The sequence below is a fragment of the Pseudomonas sp. genome (assembly GCF_050739995.1).
In the GTDB taxonomy this organism is placed as follows: Bacteria; Pseudomonadota; Gammaproteobacteria; order Pseudomonadales; family Pseudomonadaceae; genus Aquipseudomonas.
Window position 1 is genome coordinate 1 of sequence record NZ_JBOICG010000648.1, and the last position, 7,720, is coordinate 7,720.

General features: G+C 60.2%; 7 protein-coding genes. 4 read left to right on the forward strand and 3 right to left on the reverse strand.

The features are described 5' to 3' along the window. Positions 1–4: 4 nt before the first annotated feature. Positions 5–646, reverse strand: a complete 642-nt coding sequence (locus ACRESD_RS21810; RefSeq protein WP_431752800.1) for a TetR/AcrR family transcriptional regulator — start codon at positions 644–646, stop codon at positions 5–7. A gap of 78 nt (positions 647–724) precedes the next feature. Beyond that, complete coding sequence (quiC, locus tag ACRESD_RS21815) at positions 725–2,626, reverse strand: 3-dehydroshikimate dehydratase QuiC (protein WP_431752801.1); 1,902 nt, start codon at positions 2,624–2,626, stop codon at positions 725–727. 222 nt (positions 2,627–2,848) lie between these two features. Between quiC and ACRESD_RS21820 the strand changes: the two genes are divergently transcribed. Continuing rightward, positions 2,849–4,183 (forward strand): MFS transporter, encoded by a 1,335-nt coding sequence (locus ACRESD_RS21820; RefSeq protein WP_431752802.1) that lies wholly within the window; start codon positions 2,849–2,851, stop codon positions 4,181–4,183. Between the two features lie 13 nt (positions 4,184–4,196). Here ACRESD_RS21820 and ACRESD_RS21825 read toward each other — a convergent pair whose 3' ends face one another. After that, positions 4,197–5,075 (reverse strand): DMT family transporter, encoded by an 879-nt coding sequence (locus tag ACRESD_RS21825; RefSeq protein WP_431752803.1) that lies wholly within the window; start codon positions 5,073–5,075, stop codon positions 4,197–4,199. 185 nt (positions 5,076–5,260) lie between these two features. On the opposite strand from ACRESD_RS21825, the gene ACRESD_RS21830 reads away from it, so the two are divergent. From ACRESD_RS21830 to ACRESD_RS21840, 3 genes are read left to right on the forward strand one after another with little or no spacing between them, the layout of a single operon-like run. Beyond that, positions 5,261–5,677: a membrane lipoprotein lipid attachment site-containing protein gene (locus ACRESD_RS21830; protein ID WP_431752804.1), complete on the forward strand. Its 417-nt coding sequence runs from the start codon at positions 5,261–5,263 to the stop codon at positions 5,675–5,677. 53 nt (positions 5,678–5,730) lie between these two features. Beyond that, a complete protein-coding gene (gene ypfJ / locus ACRESD_RS21835) occupies positions 5,731–6,627 on the forward strand; it encodes a KPN_02809 family neutral zinc metallopeptidase (RefSeq protein ID WP_431752805.1) in 897 nt (298 codons plus the stop codon). Further along, entirely contained in the window at positions 6,628–7,614 is a 987-nt protein-coding gene (locus ACRESD_RS21840) for an alpha/beta hydrolase (protein WP_431752806.1), read from the forward strand. The last annotated feature ends 106 nt before the right edge of the window (positions 7,615–7,720 follow it).

Here is a 7,720-nt window from a genome sequence, read left to right on the forward strand (position 1 = left end):
GTACTCAAGCCTGCAGGTAGCGCATCACCGAATCACAAATCATCTCGCGGTGCCGCTGTTTAACTGCCTCATCCGACAGCTCTATCTGAAAAATCTCACTGAAGGTATGGCGGTTGGACACCCGGTAAAAGCTGAACGAGTTGATCAGCAGGTGCACGTCCAACGGCTCCAGCCCCTCGCGGAACAGCCCCATCTCGGCACCCCGGCGCAGAGTGGCGCCGAGCGCTTCGAGGATGTTGCTGTTCATCGCCTTGATCGAATCCGAACGCTTCACGTACTCGGCGTTGTGGATATTCTCGATACTGACGATGCGCACGAAATCCACGTTCTGGTCATGGTGATCGAAGGTGAATTCCACCAGCCGCCGGATCGCTTCACGCGGCTCAAGCTCAGTGAGGTTCATGCGGGTTTCAGTGTTGCGGATGTCGCCGTAGAGCTTCTCCAGCACCTCGACGTACAACTGTTCCTTACTGCCGAAGTAGTAATAAATCATTCGTTTGGAGGTGTGGATGCGCTCGGCAATCGCATCCACGCGAGCGCCGGAAAGGCCCTGCTGAACAAACTCGACGATGGCTTCCTGAAGGATGTTTTCGCGGGTCTTTTCCGGATTGTTCTTGCGACTCTTGCGCGGTGCTTCGGAGGTCATGGTGCGCTCACGGCCAGTGTTATGCAGGCAGTGATTATGGGCTGCGCCGCCCGCCGAAGGAAGCACCCGCGCCTGCCGTTATAACCGTGCCTGGCGCGCTGCGCCGCTGCGGGATTTGGCCATTGCCGCCAGACGCACCGCCACGTTGGCCGCACCGTAGCCGGCATAGCCGTTCTTGCGCTGGATGATCTCGAAGAAAAACCGCCCTTCGAATGGCTCGGTGTACACGTGAAACAGCTCACCACCCTGGGCGTCGCGATCGTACAGCACGTTGTAGTACGCCAGTTCGCTGAGGAACTCGTCGTCGAAATCAAACCGCGCCGCTAGGTCGTCGTAATAGTTGAGCGGGATATCCAGCAGCGGCACACCGGCAGCCTTGGCCCGGCTCACCTCGGCGAAAATATCCGCACAGTCGAAGGCGATGTGGTGCACACCCGAGCCGCGATAGCTCGATAGCGCGTGGGAAATCGCCGTATTGCGGTTCTCGGAAATATTCAGCGGCAGGCGGATCGAGCTGCAACGGCTACGCAGCGCGCGGCTTTTCACCAGCCCGTAAGGGTCGGGTAGCACCACTTCGTCATCGGCTTCAAAATCCAGCAGGCTCTTATAGAACAACACCCAACTGTCGAGGCTGTCGGCCGGCAAGGCCATGGCCATGTGGTCGATACGCAGCAGGCCGCCACTGGCGGTGGGGGCCGGTTGCAGATTGAAATCGGTGTCGTACAGCGCACGTTCGGAAGGGTCCACCAGATAAATCAGGCTGCCGTCCGGGGCGCGTACCGCCGCCAGCTCCAGTTCGTTCGGGCCGACCAGGCCGCGATAAGGCTGGCCCTTGTAGGCCACCGCCCGCTCCAGCGCCTTCGCGCTGTCCTTGACCCGAACTGCCATGGCGCACAACGACGGCCCGTGGGATTCGAAAAAGTTATGGGCGAAGGAATAAGGTTCGCAATTGAGGATCAGGTTGATATCCCCCTGACGCAGCAAGCTCACGCTCTTGGAGCGGTGCTGCCCGGCCTTGACGAACCCCAGGCGCTCCAGCCACTGGGTGAGCCGGGCACCGAGGTTTTCATCCACGGCAAACTCCAGGAACTCAATACCGTCGTATTCACTGGCGGCGGGTGTATCAAACAGGATGTCGACCGGTTGGGCAGGCGCTTGCTGCTTCAATCGCTCGCGGGTTTTCTCTTCCAGGTACAACAGTGAGCGCAAACCGTCCGCCGCATTGGCCCGGGTGGGTGCTGCGCGGAAGCCATCGTTGAAAATCTCCAGGGACAACGGCCCGGTGTAACCACTCTGGATGATCGGCGCCAGGAAACCCGCCAGGTCGAATTCGCCCTGCCCGGGGAAGCAACGGAAATGTCGGCTCCACTCCAAGACGTCCATGGCCAGAATCGGCGCGTCAGCCATTTGCACAAAGAAGATCTTGTCGCCGGGAATCTGGGCGATGGCGCTCGGATCGCCCTTGAGCGACAACGTGTGGAAGCTGTCGAGCAACACGCCCAGGCTCGGGTGGTCGACTTGGCGCACCAGGTTCCACACCTGCTGCCAGGTGTTCACATGCTTGCCCCAGGCCAATGCTTCATAGCCGATGCGCAGGCCACGGCGACCGGCGTGTTCCGCCAGCAGGCTGAGGTCATCGAGCAAAATGCGTTCATCACCCACGCAATCGGCCGAAGCGTTACTGCACACCAATACCAGGTCAGTGCCCAGTTCCTGCATCAGGTCGAATTTGCGTTCGGCCCGCTCCAGGTTGCGCGCCAGACGGTCGCGACGGCAGCCTTCGAAGTCGCGAAAGGGCTGGAACAAGGTAATGGCAATGCCGAGGTCGGCACACATCTGCCTAACTTCCCGGGGGCTGCCATCGTAATACAACAAGTCATTCTCGAAGATCTCGACCCCGTCAAACCCGGCGGCGGCGATGGCTTCGAGCTTTTCCGGCAGGGTGCCGCTCAAGGAAACGGTGGCAATGGAACGTTGCATGGGCGACTCCCGGCAATTGTTGTTTGTGGCAAATTATTCGCCCCCTGCCGATACGCAGCAATTAAAATGTACGAACCAGTTAGTTTTTGGTGCGATTATCGAACACTAAGCCCCTTTGGCGAATTGACGATTTTTTAGCCGCTGCGCACCATCGATCACGTAGCTACACCCGAAAAGAAGCCCAGAACACACCATAAAAATTTCAAAAACGGGTACGACCTCATGCCTTTGCAAAATTCCGCCCTGGCCGCGAGCCCGGGCAACCCGCACGCCGGCATCGGCGACAAGATCCGCGGTGCCCTGGCCGTGGGTAAAACCCGCTGGGGTATGCTGGCCCTGGTGTTCTTCGCCACCACCCTGAACTACATCGACCGCGCCGCCCTGGGCGTGATGCAACCGATCCTGGCTAAAGAGATGAGCTGGACGGCGATGGACTACGCCAACATCAACTTCTGGTTCCAGGTGGGCTATGCGATTGGTTTTGTGCTGCAAGGCCGACTGATCGACCGCATCGGCGTCAAGCGCGTGTTCTTCTGCGCGGTCTTGCTATGGAGCGTGGCTACCGGCGCCCATGGCCTCGCCACCTCGGCGGTCGGCTTCATGGTGTGCCGCTTTATCCTCGGGCTGACCGAAGCTGCCAACTACCCGGCCTGCGTCAAGACCACACGTTTGTGGTTCCCGGCGGGTGAACGTGCAGTGGCCACCGGTATCTTCAACGCCGGCACCAACGTAGGAGCGATGGTGACGCCGATGTTGCTGCCACTGATCCTGCATGTGTGGGGCTGGCAGGCGGCGTTTTTGTGCATGTCGGCACTCGGCGGGATCTGGCTGGTGCTCTGGGGTTTGAAGTACTACAACCCGGAAGACCACCCTACCGTTAAACAATCCGAACTGGACTACGTGCAACAGGAAGTCGAACCGGAACAACCCCGCGTGCCCTTCAGCCGCATCCTGCGCATGCGCGGCACCTGGGCCTTCGCCCTCGCCTACTCGATGACCGCGCCGGTGTTCTGGTTCTACCTGTACTGGCTGCCGCCGTTCCTGAACCAGCAATACAACTTGGGCATCAACGTGACCCAGATGGGCATCCCGCTGATCATCATTTACCTGACCGCCGACTTCGGCAGTGTTGGCGGGGGTATTCTGTCGTCGTTCCTGATCGGTCGCGGCATGAACCCGATCAAGGCGCGGCTGCTGTCGATGCTGCTGTTTGCCTGCTGCATCGTCGGCGTGATCATGGCCGCCGGTTCCAGCCAGTTGTGGGTCGCGGTGTTTGCCATCTCCCTGGCGATCGGCGCGCACCAGGCCTGGACGGCCAACATCTGGAGCCTGGTGATGGACTACACACCCAAGCACATGATGAGCACGGTGTTCGGTTTCGGCGGCATGTGCGCGGCCATCGGTGGCATGTTCATGACCCAGATCGTCGGGCACATCCTCACCGTCACCCATAACAACTACACCGTGTTGTTCACCCTGATCCCGGCGATGTACTTCATTGCCCTGATCTGGATGTACTTCATGGCGCCGCGCAAGATCCCTACCGTAGACGTCTGAGCTACCCCCTGAGCTATCTGCGCCGCTGCTGCCAGGCAGCGGCCAACCCGCTCATGCAGATCACCCCGATGCCGACCACCGTGGTCAGGTCCGGGGTATGGTTGAACACCAGCCAGCCCAACAACCCTGCAAACACGATCTGGCAATAGCCGAACGGCGCCAGCAAGGCCGGTGCCGCGAAGCGGAAGGCCTGGGTCAACAACAGGTGTGCCGTCATCCCGCAGGTGCCCAGCGCCAGCATCAACACGGCGTGCCACAGCGTGGGGATTTGCCAGAAGAACGGCACCATCGCACTCATCACCAAGGTATTGCACAGGCCGGCGAAGAAGTTGCTGGTGGTCGGTGTGTCGTATTGGCTGAGGATGCGCGTGAGCAGTTGGTAGAAGCAGAAGAACAGCGCCGAACACAGTGGCAGCAGCACCGCAGGCGTAAACAGTTCGCCACCCGGATGGATGATGATCAGCACGCCGACAAACCCGCAGATCACCGCCAGCCATTGGCCCCGCGTGACATGTTCGCCAAGCAAGGGCACCGACAACGCCGTCACCAGGATCGGCGCGAGGAAGTTCACCGCCGTGGCCTCCGCCAACGGGATGTAATGCAGGGCCGCGGTGAAAAACAGGCTGGTGCCCAATAGGCACAAAGCGCGCACCACCTGCATTCCCGGCCGCTTGCTGCGCAGCACCCGCAAGCCCGATTGCGGCAGGAAGATCCCGGCCATCAACAGGGTGTGCACCAGGTAACGCGCCCATACCACCATCACGATCGGATAGAACCCGGCCAGGTATTTGGACAAGGCGTCATGGCTGGAAAACAGAAACGTCGCCACCACAATCAGCAAAATGCCTTTGAAGGGATGGTTGACGCCGGAGAGGGGTGTGCTGACAGTCATTGAATTCTCTTGCATGGCGGGCTGAACGCGAATGCACTCAACCCGGTAATCTAGCAGCCGGGCCTGCGTCTGCCCCAAGAGCATAACCAAACACCGTGCGAACAGCGCACTAAATCACCGCATTCGAGTCCAACGCTGCACGTTCGCCTACGTGTTGCACACTTTTTAACCAAGGCCTTGTCGTTATGAAAAAAACACTCTTTGTCCTGTCTGCCCTTGCCCTGCTCACCGCCTGCAATAAAGAGGAAAAACCAGCGCCCAAGCCCGCACCACCATCGGTTCAGGCCACGCTGGTGCCAGCAACCCCACCCACCGACAAATGGGTCGGCAAGTGGATCGGCGTCGAAGGCCTTAACCTCACCATCGCCAAGGACGACAGCATCGGCCGCGGCCACTACCTCCTGACCATGAAGTACGGCCTGGATGCCGACGACGCGGGCACCTTCCAAGGTGAAGCCAACGAAGACGGCATCGCCTTTACCCGCCCGGACGGCCCGCAGCAGTTGAGCGCCGGCAACGGTGAAGCCACCGGCCTGAAATGGTTGGCGGATAAAAAGGACTGCCTGATTGTCGATACCGGCGAAGGTTATTGCCGCGATTAACGGCCATACTATTTCCCAATTAATGTAGGACCGTTCATCGAGAGGATTGCCCCATGCTATGGAAAAAAGGCCGACGCAGCGACAACGTGGTAGATGCCCGCGATGACAGTGGCGGTGGTGGTGGTGGTGGTGGAGGCATGCGCTTTGGTGGCGGCAAGGGCCTGAGCCTCACGGCCATTGTGCTGATCGTCGGTATTGGCTGGCTGACCGGCCAAGACCCGCTGCAGATTCTCGGCCAATTGACCGGCCAGATGGAGCAAGCGCCCTCGGTGAGTACGCAAACTCGCCAGACGCCGCCGGCCAACGACCAACAGGCTGACTTCGTGCGCGCCGTCCTGGGGGACACGGAAGACACCTGGGGCCAGGTTTTCAAGGAAAATGGCCTAGTCTACAAGAACCCCAAGCTGATTCTGTTCCGTGGCCGGGTCAACTCCGCCTGCGGTAGCGCCACCTCGGCCAGCGGCCCGTTCTATTGCCCGGCCGACCAGCAAGTGTATCTGGACCTGGATTTCTTCCGCGAAATGTCACAACGCTTCCAGGCCGCCGGCGAGTTCGCCCAGGCGTATGTGATTGCCCACGAAGTCGGGCACCACGTGCAAACACTGCTGGGCATTTCGGCCAAGATCGATGCTGCGCGTCAGCAAGGCCGGCAGATGCAAGGCGACGGCGGCCTGCTGGTACGCCAGGAACTGCAAGCCGACTGCTTCGCGGGCGTGTGGGCCAACCGTGCGCAGAAGCGCCTGAACTGGCTGGAGCCCGGCGACATTGAAGCCGCACTGAATGCGGCCAACGCCATCGGCGATGACCGTTTGCAGCAACAGGGTCAAGGGCGCGTCGTGCCGGACTCGTTTACCCACGGCACCTCGGCACAGCGGGTTCGCTGGTTCAAGACTGGCTTCGCCGAAGGCCAAATCACTCAATGCGATACCTTCACCGCCAAGAGCCTCTAAATGAATAAACGATTGGGTCTACTGCTGGGCTTGATGCTTACCTGTTCCGCGACTGCTTGGGCTGCCGAGAAAGAGCATGGCGTCAAAGTGGTCAGTCCTGATCGTTTTCACTTGGATGCCGGCGACCTCAGCCTGGGGCTGAGCCAGGACTGGCGCCAGCCACTGCCCAACGTCACCCGTGCGCTGATCATCGTCCACGGTCGCCTGCGCAACGCACAGACCTACCTGCAAAGCGGCGAAGATGCCGCCGCGCAGGCCGGCGTTGCCGCCGATACCCTGGTGATCGCGCCGCAATTCCTCAACGAGCTGGACGTGAAGCGCAACCACCTGGGCAATCAGGTACTGCGCTGGAAGGGTAACGACTGGATGGCCGGTGAGCCCTCCACCGGCCCGGGCCAACTCAGCTCCTACGGCGCGCTGGACCAGATCATCAAGCACCTGGGCAACCGCCAGCTGTTCCCGGCCTTGAAAGAAATCGTGGTGGCCGGCCATTCCGGCGGCGGCCAGGTGGTGCAGCGTTTCGCCTTGACCGGCCACGATCACCCGCTGCTGCAAACCGAAGGCATCAGCCTGCGTTACGTGGTGGCCAACCCATCGTCCTACGCTTATTTCAGCCCGCAGCGTCCGGTGAAGTTCGATGTGGCCAGTTGCCCTGGCTTCAATGATTGGAAGTACGGCATGCAGAACCTGCCGGCCTACGCCAAGGGCCAGGACGCCGAGCAACTTGAGCAGGCCTACGTGTCACGTCATATCACCTACCTGCTAGGCCAGCAGGACACCGACCCGAACCACCCCGCGCTGGATAAAAGCTGCGAAGCCGAGACCCAGGGCGCGTACCGATTGATTCGTGGGCATAACTACTTTGATTACCTCAAGCAGCGTCATCCGCAACTGAGCCACAAGCTGGTGGAAGTGCCAGGGGTTGGGCATGACGGGGATAAGATGTTTACGTCGTCTGAGGGGCAGAAAGTGTTGTTCTCGAAGTAGAAATACCCGACAACACCGGATCAAAAATGTGGGAGCGGGCTTGCTCGCGAATGCGGTCCTTCAGCTACGTATTTATCAGCTGATACACCGCTTTCGCGAGCAAGCC

What these genes read in the sequence shown, in the direction of transcription:
- ypfJ (WP_431752805.1), top strand. Translation starts at nt 5,731, where the DNA reads ATGCTATGGAAAAAAGGCCGACGCAGCGACAACGTGGTAGATGCCCGC.
- quiC (WP_431752801.1), bottom strand. Translation starts at nt 2,626, where the DNA reads ATGCAACGTTCCATTGCCACCGTTTCCTTGAGCGGCACCCTGCCGGAA.
- ACRESD_RS21830 (WP_431752804.1), top strand. Translation starts at nt 5,261, where the DNA reads ATGAAAAAAACACTCTTTGTCCTGTCTGCCCTTGCCCTGCTCACCGCC.
- ACRESD_RS21820 (WP_431752802.1), top strand. Translation starts at nt 2,849, where the DNA reads ATGCCTTTGCAAAATTCCGCCCTGGCCGCGAGCCCGGGCAACCCGCAC.
- ACRESD_RS21840 (WP_431752806.1), top strand. Translation starts at nt 6,628, where the DNA reads ATGAATAAACGATTGGGTCTACTGCTGGGCTTGATGCTTACCTGTTCC.
- ACRESD_RS21825 (WP_431752803.1), bottom strand. Translation starts at nt 5,075, where the DNA reads ATGACTGTCAGCACACCCCTCTCCGGCGTCAACCATCCCTTCAAAGGC.
- ACRESD_RS21810 (WP_431752800.1), bottom strand. Translation starts at nt 646, where the DNA reads ATGACCTCCGAAGCACCGCGCAAGAGTCGCAAGAACAATCCGGAAAAG.